Annotated in this window: 18 protein-coding genes; 7 read left to right on the top strand and 11 right to left on the bottom strand. The window is 38.4% G+C overall.

Features of this window, described 5'->3' with window-relative positions; translation table 11 throughout:
- The 5 genes from ACYT6F_RS06055 to ACYT6F_RS06035 form a co-directional block, all read right to left on the bottom strand.
- On the bottom strand, window positions 1-1,536 hold the full coding sequence (locus ACYT6F_RS06055; protein WP_472600340.1) for a YifB family Mg chelatase-like AAA ATPase: 1,536 nt from the start codon (window positions 1,534-1,536) through the stop codon (window positions 1-3).
- 100 nt (window positions 1,537-1,636) lie between these two features.
- Window positions 1,637-2,608, bottom strand: a complete 972-nt coding sequence (locus tag ACYT6F_RS06050; RefSeq protein WP_472600339.1) for a T9SS type A sorting domain-containing protein — start codon at window positions 2,606-2,608, stop codon at window positions 1,637-1,639.
- A gap of 29 nt (window positions 2,609-2,637) precedes the next feature.
- The gene (locus tag ACYT6F_RS06045) at window positions 2,638-3,996 is read right to left on the bottom strand and encodes a hypothetical protein (RefSeq protein ID WP_472600338.1); all 1,359 of its coding nucleotides are present in this window, start codon (window positions 3,994-3,996) and stop codon (window positions 2,638-2,640) included.
- A complete protein-coding gene (locus ACYT6F_RS06040) occupies window positions 3,989-4,585 on the bottom strand; it encodes an RNA polymerase sigma factor (RefSeq protein ID WP_472600337.1) in 597 nt (198 codons plus the stop codon). The genes ACYT6F_RS06045 and ACYT6F_RS06040 overlap by 8 nt, the downstream gene beginning before the upstream one ends.
- Window positions 4,586-4,652: 67 nt before the next feature.
- Window positions 4,653-5,228 (bottom strand): DUF4840 domain-containing protein, encoded by a 576-nt coding sequence (locus ACYT6F_RS06035; RefSeq protein ID WP_472600336.1) that lies wholly within the window; start codon window positions 5,226-5,228, stop codon window positions 4,653-4,655.
- A 227-nt stretch (window positions 5,229-5,455) separates the two neighbouring features.
- On the opposite strand from ACYT6F_RS06035, the gene ACYT6F_RS06030 reads away from it, so the two are divergent.
- From ACYT6F_RS06030 to ACYT6F_RS06020, 3 genes are read left to right on the top strand one after another with little or no spacing between them, the layout of a single operon-like run.
- Entirely contained in the window at window positions 5,456-5,803 is a 348-nt protein-coding gene (locus ACYT6F_RS06030) for a tRNA-binding protein (RefSeq protein WP_472600335.1), read from the top strand.
- An 11-nt stretch (window positions 5,804-5,814) separates the two neighbouring features.
- On the top strand, window positions 5,815-6,519 hold the full coding sequence (locus tag ACYT6F_RS06025) for a 3'-5' exonuclease (RefSeq protein ID WP_472600334.1): 705 nt from the start codon (window positions 5,815-5,817) through the stop codon (window positions 6,517-6,519).
- Window positions 6,520-6,522: 3 nt separating this feature from the next.
- Window positions 6,523-6,849: an SUF system Fe-S cluster assembly protein gene (locus ACYT6F_RS06020; RefSeq protein WP_029296148.1), complete on the top strand. Its 327-nt coding sequence runs from the start codon at window positions 6,523-6,525 to the stop codon at window positions 6,847-6,849.
- Window positions 6,850-6,949: 100 nt separating this feature from the next.
- Here ACYT6F_RS06020 and ACYT6F_RS06015 read toward each other — a convergent pair whose 3' ends face one another.
- The 3 genes from ACYT6F_RS06015 to ACYT6F_RS06005 are packed head-to-tail and all read right to left on the bottom strand — an operon-like array spanning window position 6,950 to window position 9,647.
- Entirely contained in the window at window positions 6,950-7,786 is an 837-nt protein-coding gene (locus ACYT6F_RS06015) for a sulfurtransferase (RefSeq protein ID WP_472600333.1), read from the bottom strand.
- A 20-nt stretch (window positions 7,787-7,806) separates the two neighbouring features.
- Window positions 7,807-8,796 (bottom strand): tetratricopeptide repeat protein, encoded by a 990-nt coding sequence (locus tag ACYT6F_RS06010; protein WP_472600332.1) that lies wholly within the window; start codon window positions 8,794-8,796, stop codon window positions 7,807-7,809.
- A gap of 2 nt (window positions 8,797-8,798) precedes the next feature.
- A complete protein-coding gene (locus tag ACYT6F_RS06005; protein WP_472600331.1) occupies window positions 8,799-9,647 on the bottom strand; it encodes a hydroxymethylglutaryl-CoA lyase in 849 nt (282 codons plus the stop codon).
- 188 nt (window positions 9,648-9,835) lie between these two features.
- Here ACYT6F_RS06005 and pepT point away from each other — a divergent pair, with 188 nt between their 5' ends.
- A complete protein-coding gene (gene pepT, locus ACYT6F_RS06000) occupies window positions 9,836-11,083 on the top strand; it encodes a peptidase T (RefSeq protein WP_472600330.1) in 1,248 nt (415 codons plus the stop codon).
- Window positions 11,084-11,153: 70 nt separating this feature from the next.
- Here pepT and ACYT6F_RS05995 read toward each other — a convergent pair whose 3' ends face one another.
- The 3 genes from ACYT6F_RS05995 to ACYT6F_RS05985 all read right to left on the bottom strand — a co-directional run bounded on the left by ACYT6F_RS05995 (window position 11,154) and on the right by ACYT6F_RS05985 (window position 13,098).
- Window positions 11,154-11,417: a CPCC family cysteine-rich protein gene (locus tag ACYT6F_RS05995; protein WP_472600329.1), complete on the bottom strand. Its 264-nt coding sequence runs from the start codon at window positions 11,415-11,417 to the stop codon at window positions 11,154-11,156.
- Window positions 11,418-11,477: 60 nt separating this feature from the next.
- Window positions 11,478-12,542 carry a thiamine-phosphate kinase gene (gene thiL / locus ACYT6F_RS05990; protein WP_472600328.1) on the bottom strand — a complete coding sequence of 355 codons (1,065 nt, stop codon included), beginning with the start codon at window positions 12,540-12,542 and terminating at the stop codon, window positions 11,478-11,480.
- 61 nt (window positions 12,543-12,603) lie between these two features.
- On the bottom strand, window positions 12,604-13,098 hold the full coding sequence (locus tag ACYT6F_RS05985; RefSeq protein ID WP_326321273.1) for an acyl-CoA thioesterase: 495 nt from the start codon (window positions 13,096-13,098) through the stop codon (window positions 12,604-12,606).
- A 204-nt stretch (window positions 13,099-13,302) separates the two neighbouring features.
- Between ACYT6F_RS05985 and ACYT6F_RS05980 the strand changes: the two genes are divergently transcribed.
- The 3 genes from ACYT6F_RS05980 to ACYT6F_RS05970 are packed head-to-tail and all read left to right on the top strand — an operon-like array spanning window position 13,303 to window position 15,586.
- On the top strand, window positions 13,303-14,514 hold the full coding sequence (locus tag ACYT6F_RS05980; protein WP_472600327.1) for a BaiN/RdsA family NAD(P)/FAD-dependent oxidoreductase: 1,212 nt from the start codon (window positions 13,303-13,305) through the stop codon (window positions 14,512-14,514).
- A gap of 10 nt (window positions 14,515-14,524) precedes the next feature.
- Window positions 14,525-14,935 carry an energy transducer TonB gene (locus ACYT6F_RS05975; protein ID WP_472600326.1) on the top strand — a complete coding sequence of 137 codons (411 nt, stop codon included), beginning with the start codon at window positions 14,525-14,527 and terminating at the stop codon, window positions 14,933-14,935.
- Between the two features lie 12 nt (window positions 14,936-14,947).
- Window positions 14,948-15,586, top strand: coding sequence for a DUF2306 domain-containing protein (locus ACYT6F_RS05970; protein ID WP_472600325.1), 639 nt, complete (start codon window positions 14,948-14,950; stop codon window positions 15,584-15,586).
- Window positions 15,587-15,594: the final 8 nt, after the last annotated feature.

Below are 15,594 nucleotides of genomic sequence, written 5' to 3'. Positions count from 1 at the left end.
CTACCCATTCCAAAACTCCCGATCCAGACTCCTGTACTGTATCGCCTCTGAAACGTGATACGAAAGGATGCTTTCAGATTCTTCCAAATCTGCAATCGTTCGGGCTACTTTAAGGATCCGGTCGTACGCTCTTGCCGAAAGATTAAGCTTTTCCATGGCGGTTTTGATGAGGCTGAAGGAAGTTTCATCCAGATTACAGTACTGTTCAATTTCTTTTGGGCCTATTTGAGCGTTGTAGCTTATTTTCAAATCTTTATAACGTTCCCTCTGGATTTCCCGGGCCACAAGAACACGTTTTCTAATGTCTTCACTCTTTTCACCTTTTCTTCGCTCCGCCAATTGTTCAAATTCCACTTTCTGTACTTCAATATGAATATCAATCCTGTCAAGAAGAGGGCCGGAAAGCTTATTCATATACCGCTGCATTTCGTAAACCGTGGAAGTATTATTAGGGTCATCAGGGAAAAATCCGCTGGGGCTGGGATTCATGGAGGCGACCAACATAAAGCTTGCGGGATAATTCACCGTAAATCTGGCTCTTGAGATTGTTACTTCACGGTCTTCCAGAGGCTGCCGCATTACTTCGAGCACGGTTCTTTTAAATTCGGGCATCTCATCCAGAAACAATACGCCGTTGTGTGCCAGCGAGATCTCTCCGGGTTGCGGATAACCTCCACCGCCGACAAGCGCCACATCTGAAATCGTGTGATGCGGCGCACGGAAAGGACGAACCGTCATCAATGAAGTTTCCGCGCCCATTTTCCCCGCGACGGAATGGATCTTTGTGGTTTCCAAAGCTTCTTTGAGACTTAACGGAGGCAAAATACTGGGAACTCTTTTCGCAAGCATGGTTTTTCCACTTCCGGGAGGCCCGATCAAAATAATATTGTGTCCGCCCGCTGCTGCAACTTCCATTGCCCGTTTGGCAGTCTCCTGCCCCTTCACTTCTGAAAAATCAAACGGAAAATCATTAATTTTTTCCTGAAATTCTTTTCTGGTATCAATTTCAATTTTCTCAAGCGGTTTTCCTTCATTAAAGAAATCAATCACCTCTTTTATATTTTCGGCAGCAAAAACATCTAGGTTATTTACAATCGCAGCTTCACGGGTATTCTGCTTCGGAAGAATGATTCCTTTAAATCCTTCTTCTCTCGCCTGTATGGCAATCGGCAAAACGCCCTTTACCGGCTGTAAGGTTCCGTCGAGAGAAAGCTCTCCCATAATGATATAATCCTGGATATTTTCGGCAAGAATCTGATCCGAGGCTGCAAGAATTCCGATGGCAATACTGAGATCATACGCAGCACCTTCTTTACGAAGATCGGCGGGCGCCATATTAATGGTAATTTTTTTCCCGGGAATTTTATAACCGACATTTTTCAGCGCAGCTGAGATCCTGTAACTGCTCTCTTTGATAGCACTATCGGGAAGACCTACGAGGTGATATCCTACTCCCCCGGTGTCTACATTAACTTCAATGGTGATGGTTTGCGCCGAGACGCCGTGTATTGCACTTCCGTAAATTTTGATCAGCATCGTCTGTGTTTTGATGCAAAAATAAAATATTTTTTCTAAAAGAAAAGCCCGAATTAACTCCGGGCCTTTCAATCAATTAAATCCAAAATATCTCAAATACTTATTTCTTGATAAATTTATTTTTGTACACCTTTCCATCCGCAGATTTAGATACGATAAAATACGTTCCCGGAACCACTGCACTTACATCAATAGCCTCAGAAAACCGGTGATCCTTCTTTTTCAGGATCAGCTTTCCGGACATATCAATGATGGAAACTTCAGGATATTTTTTATCAGATTCTTTTCCGATATAGATGACCTGTGAAGCAGGGTTCGGATAAACGCTGAGGTTATTTTCTTTAGGTTTGGTTTCTCCCGTCCCGAGATTGGAGCAGAAGCTGAAGTTTCCGAAATTTAAGGTGATAAAAGCAAAATCGCTCAGCATCTCGCACTGATCCGGACAATATTCCGTACAGGCATAAAACCCGAAAGTCCCGGAATTGGTTGCGGTATAAGAATCTCCTGTTTCTCCTGCAATGATACAAGGATCTGAAGGTAAAGGAGGATTGCTTCCCGGAATACATTTAAACCACGTATGCGTTCCGTATACCTGCGGAAAGCCGTCATTGAGCTGTACCGAAGCGCCGTCACAAACATTATACACTCCGGGTGCGGTCTCTTCAAAAGTTCCCGGCTGGAAGTCTGCCATCATAAAAGGAAGACCGTAGGCGTAGCCGTCTGCCAGAACCGGAGCACTTTGCGCCGTACAGTCATTCTGTGTTACTTCAACTTTGAAATAGTACAGCATATCATCGGTTCCGTTGATCGTTAACGTCTGGGATGTGGCACCGGGAATTGCTACCCACGGATTGTTATTTGGCGTTTGCCAGTCCCACTGCTGTTTGTACCATTGATACGTTCCGTACGTTTGGGTCGTAGAAAGCGTTTCTGTCTCCGCATTACAAAAGAGAATTCTTTCTGCAAACATGGCTCCCAGTCTCGGACTGATAATTTCTGGAGTACATTGCTGTGCGTTAAGCTGTAAAAAGCTGAATAATAAAATACTTAAAAAAATTAGTTTTGTTTTCATATATAATTATTTTGTGATTCGATATTTCTTTAATCCAATAGTATTCTGACCCCGAACTTTAGATTAAAATTCAGCGGCTTTTCTTTATAAATGGTTTTGAGCGCACTGTTGTCATTAAAATGATAGCCAATACCAGGTTCTGCATAAATTCCGATATGTTTTATCAACCTGAACTGAACGCCCACAGCCGAATTTACCGAAACCTGAACCGGTTTCTCGCCGATCTCTTCTTTAGTTTCCTGCTTTATCACGCCATCTACAATGTATTTCGTCCTGATATTTCCGGAAACAGCTTTTTCAACAGTTCCGCCTCCGGTAATATATCCTGTAAAAACTCCCTTCTGAATAACATTATAGTTTACCTGAACCGGAATTCCCATGTAATAAATATTCTGTTCACTGCTGATAAAATCGGAAGGACTTCCGGAGGTAAGTTCTGCAGAAAGCCTGGTATAATTAACTCCTGTCCCGATGCTCCATTTTTTGCCTAAATTTTTGTAAACAGAAGCACCAATAGTAACAGGGGTTTTATGTCTTATGGTGGCATCAACTTTTTTATCCTGATTGGCGAGAAGAATTTGCATCAGCGGATCTTCTCCGGATCCCAGACTCCACATTTCAGGAAGGCTGGGCGTTGAACCATTGAGCGAGGCATAACCGGGAAACTGATCAGTGGTATTTGAAGAGGCATTACCCGTTCCCAAACCAAGCATCCATTTGCTTTTCGTTTTGGCAAATGCCAGAGCTTTCATTTTTTCCGCTTCTTCTTTCTGTTTTCTCTCCTCTTTTGTCGTCAGGGCATACGTTTCCGTTTCTTCAAAAGCCGGTTTTGCCGCAATACTTTTTACGTCTTCTTTTTGAGCTGATTTGTTTTCAGTAAAAACTTCATTTTGTGAAGAAATTTTTAATCTTTCACCCTGATCAATTCCTGGTAAAAAATGTATCTTGGTCAAAGACTTTTTAAGATATTCAGGTGTCAAATTCTCCTTCTTCCCTTCTTTTTGGTTAACGCTAAAAAATTGATTTCCAAAGTCTTTTCCGGAATAATTTCCTACTGGCTTAGATATAGGTTTTCCCTGAAAACTATCTTTTACAGTATACTGTTTTTTAATTTCAGGCTGATGTTTATTTCCGTTAAAATAAAATAGCCCGCCCAGAATTAAGAATACAGCAATGGCCACGGCAACACCGCAAATACGGTACAGTAACGGCAGATTAAATATAACACCCTTCTGCGCTTTCAGATCATTCGGAACGGGACCCGGAATGCTTTTGGTCTCGTCCTCCACAAATAACTCTTCACTGATATTTCTCCACAATCCATCAGGAACATCTTCTGTGTGATCTTCCATTTTCCTGCGCAGCTCATTTAACCATTCATTACTCATATTGCGCTGTTTTAGACATTTTATATTCTTTTATTTTCCGGGCAAGCATTGATTTGGCCCTGTGAAACTGTGATGCTGAAGAATTTTCTGCAATTCCTAGTATTTCGGCTATTTCTTTATGGCTTTTTTCCTCAAAAACAAAGAGGTTAAAAACTGTTCTGTAACCATCAGGAAGCGTCCGGATCATTTCCATAATTTCCTGCTGTGAAATTTCATCCAGATCAGGATCATCTTCTGTTTCTGTATCCGGAATATCAGCTTCATCGGTCATGATTTTAAAGTCGGCGTTTTGTTTAATGTGCTTTAAAGATTCATTAACAGCAATTCTGGTAATCCATGCCCTAAGCGAACCTTTTCCTCTGTATTCAAAAGATTCTATAGAGCGAAACATCCGGATAAAGCTGTTCTGCAAAACATCATTTACCTGATCCCTGTCAATGATATATCTTGAGCAGACATAGGCAAGGCTACCTGAATAAGCCTCGAAAAGCTCCTTCCAGGCCGTTTCTTCCTTCTGTAAAAGACGGCTTACCAAAATCTGTTCGCTATTTTCCTTCATTAACTTTATGGCATCGTCCGGGACGGCCATTTATTTAACATAATACAAAGATAGGCTGCCTCAAATTGAAACCTGTCTATCCGCCAATAACCATTACTTAATTTTTAATACTGATCGGGATTTCATATTTTATGGTTTGGTAAGGAGCTATATCTACTCCTCCAATGTTTATTTTTTCTGCTTCCCATCCAAATCTCAGGGATGTATCGTATCCTACATAAAAGCCTTTCTGCTTGGCTGTCATTGTTATGGCAACATCTTTTGGTACTCCGTCAACCGGAATCTGAAAAGCCATTATCTGAGGTTCTAAGGCAAGTTCTACCAGGTTCTGATCTACCTTCAGTTTTGACTTAAACTTTATTTTATATTCAACTTTCCCTAAGTGTGCTAAAACTGTATCGGCTTTCACTGGATCTGCCACTAGTGTTTTCACAATTTCTCTTACCGGAAAATCCTTAAAAGTGATCAGGCTGTCTTTTGCATTAAAGTCAATGATTTTTTCATTCACATTTATTCCTTTGGAAGTTACCAGCCGTGCTCTGTAATTCCCGTTGACATCGCTGATTTTTACGGGAACAGGTACATACTGATCATCCATACAGGATATTAATGACATTCCGGATATGGCAATTGCGGCAAGCATCACAAAACGAAGTACTTTTTTTATCTTCATTATCTTAAAATTTAAGCATTACACATTATTCCTGAGTACTCATTAGGTAAATCCCGTTTTAGGTAAATCTTGCATAGAATGGCTGAAAAAATATTAAAAAACTCATAATGGTCTGATTTTTAAGTATAAAATTTTATATCACAACATCAAGTAAGTTTCATTATTTTAATACTTTTGCTATAACATGCATAAAAGAAGACTGAAACAGAATAATAAATCAATACATCATGACCATTAAACCTGAAATCTCATGGGCAGATTTTGAAAAAATTGATATCAGATGCGGAACCATTATTTCAGCCAATGATTTCGAAAAGGCCAGAAACCCTTCTTACCAACTGGAAATAGATTTTGGAGATTTGGGGATTAAAAAGTCATCGGCACAGATTACATCATTATACAGTAAAGAAGAATTGATTGGCCTGCAGGTTCTCGCCGTCGTTAATTTCCCTAAAAAGCAGATTGCCAACTTTTTCAGCGAATGCCTCGTGCTGGGCGTTTATGGTGAAGATAAAAAAGACGTTACTTTACTTACACCTTCATTACCTGTGAAAAACGGAATGCAGGTAGGATAAAATAAAAACAAATGATACAACACATTCCTTTAGAAAGAATTTTATTTATTGATATTGAAACAGTTCCGGGCTCCGGATCATGGGAAGACCTATCGGAATCCGAACAGATGCTTTGGGATAAAAAAACGAAGTACCAGAGAAAAGATGAAATCTCTGCACAGGATTTTTATTCGGAAAAAGCAGGAATTATGGCCGAATTCGGAAAAATTATCTGCATTACGATCGGGATGCTTGAAAAGAATGATACCTTAAAAATTAAAAGTTTTGCCGGGCATGATGAAAAAAAGATATTACTGGAATTCGGAGAAATATTTAACAGTCTGCGGCTTCGGGAAGTAATACTTTGTGCCCATAACGGTAAAGAGTTTGATTTTCCGTGGATTGCCAGAAGGTTTCTGATTAATGGCATGATGCCTCCCGTGCCGTTTCAGATGTTCGGGAAAAAACCCTGGGAAATTCCTCATATCGATACGATGGAACTTTGGAAATTCGGGGATTACAAAAGCTTTGTTTCGCTGGAATTACTGGCGCATCTTTTCGGAATTCCTACGCCGAAAGACGATATCGACGGCTCAATGGTTTCATCAATCTACTACATAGAGAAAGACTTGCAAAGAATAATAGACTATTGTGAAAAAGATGTCTTAACTTTGGCAAACATTTTCCGGCGCATGCGTCAGGAAGATTTGTTGAAAAGGTATATCAATTTAGATTAAAAAATGAAATTTACAGACGATCAGATTGCTGACATTGGTGAAGAGATCATCAACGTCTTAAAAACCGTATATGACCCTGAAATTCCGGTAGATATCTATGAACTTGGGCTGGTTTACGATGTTCAGATTTCCGATGATGCGGATGTTAAGATCATCATGACCCTTACGACTCCCAATTGTCCAGTTGCTGAAACACTTCCTCAGGAAGTAAAAGATAAAGTAGCAGAAGTGGAAAACGTAAAAAGTGTTGATCTGGAACTTACCTTCGAACCAAGCTGGAATAAGGATATGATGAGTGAGGAAGCCAAATTTGAGCTGGGCATGCTTTAAATTTAAGTTTAAATAAATCAGGCTGCCATTTTTGGCAGCCTTTATTTTGTTTCATGATCTATCTATATCTATTCACTATCATCCGAGAATCATAAGGAAATTACACTTCTTTTGCTATTTCTTTACCTTCCCTCCTGCTCCATTCACTCCATGAACCTACGTATAAAGACGGAATTTCAAAACCGGCATATTCCAACGCTAAAATCGTATGACAGGCAGTCACTCCGGAACCGCAGTGAATGATAAGATTCCCGGGTTTATCTTCCAATAATTTTGAATATTTTTCCCTTAATATTTCAGGAGCAAGGAAGTTCCCGTTTTCATCGAGATTTTCAGAAAAAGGAATATTAATGGCTCCCGGAATATGACCTGCAATAAGATCTATCGGTTCAGACTCTCCATTATAGCGGTATGCATCCCGAACATCAATCACTGTTGATTCATTGCTTTTTAGTTCATTTTCAACATCTTCTATGGCTGATAATGCAAGTAGCCATTTATTTTTTTTGATAATATCAGCCTTTTCAAATGCTTCTTCCCCTGATGAGAATTCCAGATCATATTTTCCAGCATTTTGAAAACCTCCATCCAGAACCTGCACATTTTTCAATCCGAAAGCTTTCAGCATCCACCAGGCTCTTGCGGCAGCGTTAGCCCCGTTTTTATCATCATAAATAACAATATGACTATTTTCTGAAATTCCAAGATGGGAAAGTGTTTCTGCAAATTTTTTGATTTCCGGAAGCGGATGTCTTCCTCCAAAAGCAGCATCTTCACCGATTTCAGCAAGGTCCTTATCCAGATCAATGAATCTCGCTCCTTTAATATGTTTCTTCAAATAATTTTGGTAAACATCTTTTCCTGCTCTTGCATCAAGAATTACAAGATTTTCTGTTGGAAGATTTTTTAGTTCTGAAGGTGAGATGATGGATTGCATATCTGTTGTTTAATTATGTTCTAAAGAAGCCGCAACTCTGTATTTATTATTAAGAATGTCCGTAATTCTTCCAAAGTAAAACCGGCATCTTTAAAACCGATCGGATAAGTGGAATGTCCGCTCTTTGTTTCTTCACAAATGACGAATTGTGGATCTGTCTTTTCAACCTGAAGCGTTTTTTCAATTTTGAATTTACGCTCCACTTTGTCTCCTTTTTCATTAATTAAATACAAAACATACAAAGGCTGAAGCATCTCTTTTGGCTTTTCAAAATATTTATGGATATTCACAACCTGATTTTTCCAGTTGAACTGATCCACATTAAGGTTTTTAAACTTCATTTCATCCTCCGGAAGCTCTTTATATTCATAGAAAGTTCTCATTTTCTCAAAATAGGAATCTGCCTCTGAAAATTTGTTCTGAACATTTAAGGATTTTATCAGCTTGGTGTACAGTTCATATTCTTTTGGTAAAGATAAAATAGCATCTTTATAAACTTTTTCAGATTTTTTATAATCCTTCTGGCTATAATAAAAACCTCCTGCAAATAAAACTATTTTCAAATACCAACTATCCTTCTCTCCCGATTTTTGGAGTGCCTCTAAAAAAGTTTTTTCCTGGTTAACAGAATCCTCCAAGATGCTGTAAATCCGTAACTTTTCAAAATAAAACTCAGCAAGAGGGTGAGAATCAAGTCCTAAATTTATATTTTTCAAAGCCTCATCATATTTTTTCTGATACATATTAGAAAGGCCGATGTGATAATATACAAGAGCATTATCAAAGCCTTTTTGTAAAGCTTTATTATAATATTCAATTGCTTTTTCGTCATTTTCCTGCCTGAAAAATGCAAAGCCTAAGTAATACAATTCCTCGCCGGTAAACGCAGAGCTTTCTTTTTCAAGCGCCGTTAATTCTTCAAATTTCTCTTCATTAAAGAGTTTCTCTACCTTTTGCGCAAAAATTCCTGAAGAAAAGATAATAAGAATGGTGATAAAAAACTTTTTCATATTTAAAAATGAAAAATATCTTTCGCCTTATTATAGGCACTTTCAAAGTTCAGAAGGTTAAGCTTATGCTCTGCTTTTTCCACGCTCATAAAGTTGATTACCTGTTCAGTCGGCATATTTCCCACAAGATCATCTTTTGCCATCGGACAGCCGCCGATTCCTTTAATGGCACTGTCGAACCTTCTGCAACCCTGATCGTATGCTGCCTTTAATTTAGAATAAGAATCTTCATACCGGTTATGAAAATGTCCTCCGAAATTAATTTCAGGATATTTTGCAGGAATTTTCCCGAATAAAAGAGAGATGGTCTCCGGTGTTGCAACTCCCGTAGTATCAGAAAGTAAAATATCTTTAACTCCTATTTCCGAAAAACGCTGCGCCCAGAAATCCACATCTTCCCATTTCCACATTTCCCCGTAAGGGTTTCCAAAAGCCATTGAAAAATAGACATTCAGCTGCCGGTTTTCACTTTTTACCAGTTCCAGCATTTTAATGATTTCATTGAAGGCCTCTTCCTGGCTTTTATTGGTATTCCTGTGCTGAAAAGTTTCAGAAATAGAAAACGGAAATCCGATAATATCTACTGATTGGTGTTTAAGGGCTTTTTCTGCGCCTCGGTAATTTCCGATAATGGCAGAAACTTTCGTATTGGATCTGGATTTATCAATATTTTCGGCAACTTCAGCAGAGTCGGCCATCTGCGGAATTGCTTTTGGAGATACGAAGCTCAGGCAATCCAGCACATCAAAGCCAACATCCATCAGGGAGTTGATATAGTCTATTTTTTTATCTGTGGGGATGAATTCTCCCCAACCCTGCATTGCATCACGCGGACATTCAGTAAGGAACATTTTTGACTTTTAGATTTTCTCAAATATAATAAAACTAAACTATTTAGTTTTATCTTCCACAAATCTACCATTATTTTGATTCTCAAATATTTATATCTCATTTATAATTTCGATGGTGTATATCAGCTTACAAATAAATCATTCTGAGGCTCAAATTCCTTAACTTTGCCCACAAATTTATACTAATAATGAGCGCAATAGAATTCAACCCGCTATGGAAAGAAAAATTACTGAACCGTTTTCTTACTTATGTAAAAATATATTCAACCAGTGATGCTGAAAGCGAAACCACTCCTTCTACAGAAAGACAGTGGGATATCGCCAATTATATCGCGGAAGAGCTGAAAACGATCGGTCTCGAAGAGGTATCAATTGATGAAAACGGGTATATCATGGGATATGTTCCTTCAAATCTGGAAAATAATGATCTCCCGACGATCGGATTTATTTCACATTATGATACATCGCCGGATTTCAGCGGAGAAAATGTAAATCCTCAGGTTTGGGAAAACTATGACGGAAGTGATCTTGTTTTAAATCAGACAACCGGATTTACTTTATCCCCTTCAAAATTTGAAAGCTTAAAAAAATACATCGGCCAGACGTTGATTACGACAGACGGAAATACATTATTGGGAGCAGATGACAAAGCCGGATGTGCGGAAATCGTAACCGCTGCAGAATATCTGATCGCACATCCTGAAATCAAGCATGGAAGAATTGCGGTAGGATTTACGCCTGATGAAGAAATAGGAAGAGGAGCGCATAAATTTGATGTGGCGAAATTCGGGGCAGAATTCGCTTATACAATGGATGGCGGAGAAGTTGGCGAACTGGAATATGAAAACTTCAATGCTGCCGGAGCGGTAGTAAAGATTCACGGGCTGAGTGTACACCCAGGTTATGCTTACGGTAAAATGGTAAATGCTGCTTTACTGGCTTCCGAATTCGCACAAATGCTTCCGGCGAACGAAACGCCTGCAACCACAAAAGGTTTTGACGGCTTTTATCATTTAATGGATCTGAATGCTGATGTTTCTGAAGCTAAATTACAGTACATCATCCGTGATCATGATGCTGATAAATTTGAGGCAAGAAAGAAATTCATAGAAGAAAAAGTTGCTGAATTTAATCAGAAGCACGGCGAAGGTACTGCCGAAATTGAGATTAAAGAGCAATACAGAAACATGAAGCAGCAGTTTGAAGGTAAAATGTACATCATCGACCGTGCAGCTGCCGCCATGAAAGAAGCGGGAATTGAACCGAAAATTAAAGCCATCCGAGGAGGGACAGACGGCGCACAGCTGTCTTATATGGGACTTCCTTGTCCTAATATTTTTGCGGGAGGAATTAATTTCCACGGACCGTATGAATATGTGGCTTTGGAAAGCATGCAAAAGGCAATTGAAGTAATCCTGAATATTGTGAAAGCGTAAAATATAAGAATATTTTAACCAGAATCAACTTTGTCAAAGTTCAGAACTTTGACAAAGTTTTTTTTAAGTATTATAAATTTCCTTTACCAAATCTAGTTTCAGGATCTTTTACAATATATTCTAAAAATCTCTTTTCACAGGCTCCAAATTCCAAAAAGTTCAGCCTACCTTGTCTTAGAGTCATGTCATTGGGTCCACTTATCTCATCTAACTCAAATCCACCACCATCTTCCCAAAAGCAAACAGGACAGATTTCATAATGCCCTCTTTCTTCAAGCGTATAATATCCGCAACAATAACATTGAACATTCATATTAGTAATTTCTTCTTTCATGAATTAAAATTAAAACCACTACAAAAGCAGTGGTTTACAATATTCAAAATTAAATAAAATTTAATCGTTTTGCTGATTTCCTAAAAAAGCATCCCAACCCTGCGCCGTTAATGCAATTAACTGGTTTGAACCTCTTGCCATCATAAAATTCCCGTCTTCTTTTTCAACGGCATGACCAATGATGGTAAAGTCCGGATGATTTTTAATCTTATCAAAATCATTCGGTGAAATGGTGAATAACAATTCATAATCCTCCCCTCCGCTTAAAGCCGTTACCACAGGATTTAAATTAAACTCGTCTGCTGTGGAAATGGTAAGGCTGTCCATCGGAATCTTTTCTTCATATAACCTGAATCCCACTCCGGATTGATCCGAAAGATGAAGAATCTCTGAAGCCAGGCCGTCCGAAACGTCAATCATAGAGGTCGGTTTAATATCCAGCTGTTCCAGAATGCCTTTTACATCAGTTCTCGCTTCCGGTTTCAGCTGTCTTTCCAGAATATAATCATAGCCTTCCATTTCAGGCTGCATATTGGGATCGGCGAGGAAAACGGCATGTTCTCTTTCCAGGATCTGGAGGCCCGCATAAGCTCCCCCAAGATCACCCGTCACAACCAAGAGATCATTCGGCTTTGCACCGCTTCTTTTCACAAGATTTTCTTCATTTTCTATTCCGACTGCGGTGATGCTCATGACAAGACCGGCATTGGAACTCGTTGTATCTCCGCCAATTAAGTCAACTTTATATCTTGCGCAAGCTGCGTGAATTCCAGCATAAACTTCTTCCAGCGCTTCTACCGGAAAACGGTTGGAAACAGCAAGCGAAACGAGAATCTGAGTAGGCTTGGCGTTCATTGCTGCAATATCGCTCAGGTTTACAACCACCGCTTTATAACCCAAATGTTTAAGCGGAACATACCCTAAATTGAAATGCACACCTTCAGCTAACACATCTGTCGTAAGAACTACTTTTTTGTTTTCTGGATTAATGACTGCGGCGTCATCTCCCACTCCAAGCTCGGAAGAGCTGTTTGACAAAGAAAATTGCTCCGTCAAGTGCTTTATAAGACCGAATTCTCCTAATTTGGAGATGGGCGTCAATTCCTGTGATTTATCTTCAAACATATTTTAAATATAAGTAATGAATAATTAGTAATGAGTAATATTAAACTTTACACTCAAAACATTAAACCGTAAATTCAGCCGGATCAATATTATGCGGATGGAAAGGGAATTTTTTGAAATCCTCTTTCGAGAGCACAACCGTATCCGGAGTTTTATATTTGTTCATGGCTTCCACAACATCATCCGGTGGAGTGGTCATCTTTCTGAGCATCATATCGATCCAGACTCCGGTAGCTTCAGAAGTGGCACAATGTACGCCGTCCGGTGTATAAAACTTATGAAGAAATCTGTAGATGGAAGAATCTTCTGAACATCCGTCGATTTCCACGCTTACAATTACGGTCTGATCGGCGTAGATTTCTTTGAAAAAAGAATACCGTTCGTGAAGGATCACCGGCCCGATTCCCCATCTGCTCAATTGGGTGACACCCATTTTTTCTTTGGTCATAAATGCCATTCTAGCCTGTGCACAGTACTGTACATATGATGAATTGGCTAAATGTTTATTGGCGTCAAGATCGCTCCAGCGTACTTCGAATTTGTGGTAGAATATCATTTAAACTTTGTTTATAAGATGAACTTTAATTTAATTAACCGTGCCATTTTATTAAAGATTGATTTTCATTCTGACGGCTTTTGCGGTTAATAATTTTCACTTTTAAAAATGAAAAAATTACATTCTTCAAAATTACTCAAATAAGATGGTTTATAAAAATTGTAGTTTTGCAAAAATAATCCTGAGCATAGGATTACAAGGAATATGAAACAAATCATCATTATCGGGGGCGGCGCTGCAGGATTTTTCTGTGCTGCCAACCTGGACGCCACCCAATATAAAGTTACCATTCTTGAACAGAATTCGGATGTTCTTCAGAAAGTGAAAATTTCCGGAGGAGGCCGCTGCAATGTCACGCATGCCTGTTTCGATCCCAGAGAGCTGGTTCAGTTTTATCCGCGTGGCAATAAGGAATTACTGAGTGTCTTCACCCGTTTTCAGCCGGGAGATACAATGGAATGGTTTGAAAACCGAAAAGTTTCGTTAAAGATTGAAGGAGACAACCGTGTTTTCCCGGAAAGCAATTCTTCACAGACGATTATTAATGCAATGTTAGACGAAATTCAAAACAAAAATATTGAAGTAAAGACCAAATGCTCCGTTAAAGAAATTGAAAGACAGGATGAAAAATATGTGGTAAAAACCAGTCTGGGAGATTTTGAGGCTGATTATATTATTTATACCACGGGAAGCTCTCCAAAGTCTTTAAAGATAATTCAAAATTTAGGACACAAAATTGTGGACTTAGTTCCTTCACTATTTACTTTTAATATTAAAGATGATTTGCTGAAGGATTTGGCGGGAACAAGCTTTGAAATGGCAGAAACCTCCATCCCGAAATTAAAAACGGAAGAAAGCGGGCCTTTGCTGATCACGCATTGGGGGCTTTCAGGACCGGCAATTCTCAAAATTTCTGCCTGGGAGGCTGTGAATATTGCGAAAATGAAGTACAATTTTGAAATTGAAGTGAACTTTGTTTCTAAATCTTTAGACGAAGCAGAACAGCTTTTTCAGAATTTTAGACAGTCAAATCCAAAAAAAACAATCGGACAGTCGAAAATTTTTGAGATAACGAATCGTTTCTGGCAACGAGTCCTGGAAGTATCAAACATTGATCTTAATAAACAGGCAGCCAACATTTCAAAAAAAGAAATGGACAGAATTATTGAAAATCTCTGCAAAAAGAAATTTCAGGTTACCGGAAAATCAACCTTTAAAGATGAGTTTGTAACTGCTGGTGGCGTTGATTTAAAGGAAATTAACTTTAAAAATATGTCTTCTAAAATTTTACCTAATTTTTATATCGCAGGAGAAGTTCTGAATATTGATGCCGTAACCGGAGGTTTTAATTTTCAGGCATGCTGGAGCGAAGCGTGGCTGATTGCGCAGGACTTAAATAATTTTAACAATCTATAAAACATGTCTTATGAAAAAATTTATTTTATTTATTTTATTAACCAGTTCTATAAAATTTTTCTCACAACAGAATACGCTATCTAACCAGATAAATGGAATTGAACAATTTGACAATTCGGAAAAAACTAAAGAGTTCCCGATATATCCTGGCGGAATTAATATTTTTAAAATGAACTTTGCTAAAATGATTAATTGGGATAAGGTAAAGGGTAAAGGCACTATAAAATCAGAAGCTCATTTAATAATTTCCGAAGACGGTGAGGTTACAGACATAAAAATCATAGGAGACAATAACTCTTTCAATAAAGAGATGGAACGTGTAGCAAAGCATATGTCAAAAACAAAATGGATTCCGGCTAAAATTGATGGAAAACCGGTAAAATTCAAATTTAAATTACCTATTACAATGAATCTTGATTAACTTAGAATATAAATGCTTTCACTCAAAAAAAATATTCCTAATTTTTTAAAGATCCTATTGATACCAGGATTCGGATATTTCTTTTGGCTGATGCTGAAAATCACACTGGAATATATTCCGGTGAAAGCCGATGTTAGTTTTCTGATGATCAAACAAACGGAAGTTTCCGAAAGACCGGAATATTTATATTTCTTCTATACCCATGTGTATACCAGTATTTTTGTATTGCTTAGCGGGTTTTTAGCAATTCTCAGAAAAGATTTCGGAATAAAAAACTTCCATAAAAATATCGGAAAAGCATACATTTTCCTAATTCTGGTTTTTGCAGCACCATCAGGAATTTATATGGGAATATTTGCCAATGGAGGAATCTACTCTAAAATTTCGTTTGTACTGTTGGGTTTTTTATGGTGGATTTCAACTTTTAAGGCGTATCAATTAGCCCGGCAGAAAAAATTTAAACAACATCAGCAATGGATGTGGCGGAGCTTTGCCCTCTCACTTTCTGCAGTGACGTTGAGAATGTGGAAAGTAATTATTGTATATTTATTTCACCCGAACCCGATGGATGTATATCAGATCATTGCGTGGCTGGGCTGGATTCCGAACCTTTTATTTATTGAATATTTAATTGCTAAAAAATATATCTAATTGTATTA

The sequence above is a fragment of the Chryseobacterium sp. NG-CE01 genome, assembly GCF_055695505.1.
The sequence above is the reverse complement of the archived record's forward strand: the minus strand, read 5'-3'. Positions and strand labels throughout refer to the sequence as shown.

Coding starts and splice junctions, on each gene's coding strand:
- ACYT6F_RS06050 (WP_472600339.1), bottom strand. CDS start 2,608: ATGAAAACAAAACTAATTTTTTTAAGTATTTTATTATTCAGCTTTTTA.
- ACYT6F_RS05970 (WP_472600325.1), top strand. CDS start 14,948: ATGCTTTCACTCAAAAAAAATATTCCTAATTTTTTAAAGATCCTATTG.
- ACYT6F_RS06010 (WP_472600332.1), bottom strand. CDS start 8,796: ATGAAAAAGTTTTTTATCACCATTCTTATTATCTTTTCTTCAGGAATT.
- ACYT6F_RS05975 (WP_472600326.1), top strand. CDS start 14,525: ATGAAAAAATTTATTTTATTTATTTTATTAACCAGTTCTATAAAATTT.
- ACYT6F_RS06045 (WP_472600338.1), bottom strand. CDS start 3,996: ATGAGTAATGAATGGTTAAATGAGCTGCGCAGGAAAATGGAAGATCAC.
- thiL (WP_472600328.1), bottom strand. CDS start 12,542: ATGTTTGAAGATAAATCACAGGAATTGACGCCCATCTCCAAATTAGGA.
- ACYT6F_RS05985 (WP_326321273.1), bottom strand. CDS start 13,098: ATGATATTCTACCACAAATTCGAAGTACGCTGGAGCGATCTTGACGCC.
- ACYT6F_RS06035 (WP_472600336.1), bottom strand. CDS start 5,228: ATGAAGATAAAAAAAGTACTTCGTTTTGTGATGCTTGCCGCAATTGCC.
- ACYT6F_RS06030 (WP_472600335.1), top strand. CDS start 5,456: ATGACCATTAAACCTGAAATCTCATGGGCAGATTTTGAAAAAATTGAT.
- ACYT6F_RS06020 (WP_029296148.1), top strand. CDS start 6,523: ATGAAATTTACAGACGATCAGATTGCTGACATTGGTGAAGAGATCATC.
- ACYT6F_RS06025 (WP_472600334.1), top strand. CDS start 5,815: ATGATACAACACATTCCTTTAGAAAGAATTTTATTTATTGATATTGAA.
- pepT (WP_472600330.1), top strand. CDS start 9,836: ATGAGCGCAATAGAATTCAACCCGCTATGGAAAGAAAAATTACTGAAC.
- ACYT6F_RS06015 (WP_472600333.1), bottom strand. CDS start 7,786: ATGCAATCCATCATCTCACCTTCAGAACTAAAAAATCTTCCAACAGAA.
- ACYT6F_RS05980 (WP_472600327.1), top strand. CDS start 13,303: ATGAAACAAATCATCATTATCGGGGGCGGCGCTGCAGGATTTTTCTGT.
- ACYT6F_RS05995 (WP_472600329.1), bottom strand. CDS start 11,417: ATGAAAGAAGAAATTACTAATATGAATGTTCAATGTTATTGTTGCGGA.
- ACYT6F_RS06055 (WP_472600340.1), bottom strand. CDS start 1,536: ATGCTGATCAAAATTTACGGAAGTGCAATACACGGCGTCTCGGCGCAA.
- ACYT6F_RS06040 (WP_472600337.1), bottom strand. CDS start 4,585: ATGGCCGTCCCGGACGATGCCATAAAGTTAATGAAGGAAAATAGCGAA.
- ACYT6F_RS06005 (WP_472600331.1), bottom strand. CDS start 9,647: ATGTTCCTTACTGAATGTCCGCGTGATGCAATGCAGGGTTGGGGAGAA.